Here is a 457-nt window from a genome sequence, read left to right as displayed (position 1 = left end):
ATGCCGCGTGATGGCTGTCACGCGGTATTTCGTTTCGTCACGTCAAAACTGACGACAGCCTGTTTTTCGTCAGAGTTTTGAATAAATAGTGCCCGTAATATCAGGGAATGACCCCACATAAAATGTGGCATAAAAGATGCATACTGTAGTCGAGAGCGCGTATGCGTGATTTGATTAACTGGAGCGAGACCGATGAAAAAAGTCGTCACGGTTTGCCCCTATTGCGCATCAGGTTGCAAAATCAACCTGGTCGTCGATAACGGCAAAATCGTCCGGGCGGAGGCAGCGCAGGGGAAAACCAACCAGGGTACCCTGTGTCTGAAGGGTTATTATGGCTGGGACTTCATTAACGATACCCAGATCCTGACCCCGCGCCTGAAAACCCCCATGATCCGTCGCCAGCGTGGCGGCAAACTCGAACCTGTTTCCTGGGATGAGGCACTGAATTACGTTGCCG

General features: G+C 51.2%; 1 protein-coding gene. It reads left to right on the top strand.

The features are described 5' to 3' along the window. Positions 1-192: 192 nt before the first annotated feature. The coding region (locus GPA22_RS22445) for a molybdopterin-dependent oxidoreductase (protein ID WP_169258288.1) at positions 193-457 on the top strand (265 nt) is incomplete at its 3' end.

Origin of the sequence: Aromatoleum toluvorans (genome assembly GCF_012910905.1) — a bacterium.
Classification (GTDB): Bacteria; Pseudomonadota; Gammaproteobacteria; order Burkholderiales; family Rhodocyclaceae; genus Aromatoleum; species Aromatoleum toluvorans.
The sequence above is the reverse complement of the archived record's forward strand: the minus strand, read 5'-3'. Positions and strand labels throughout refer to the sequence as shown.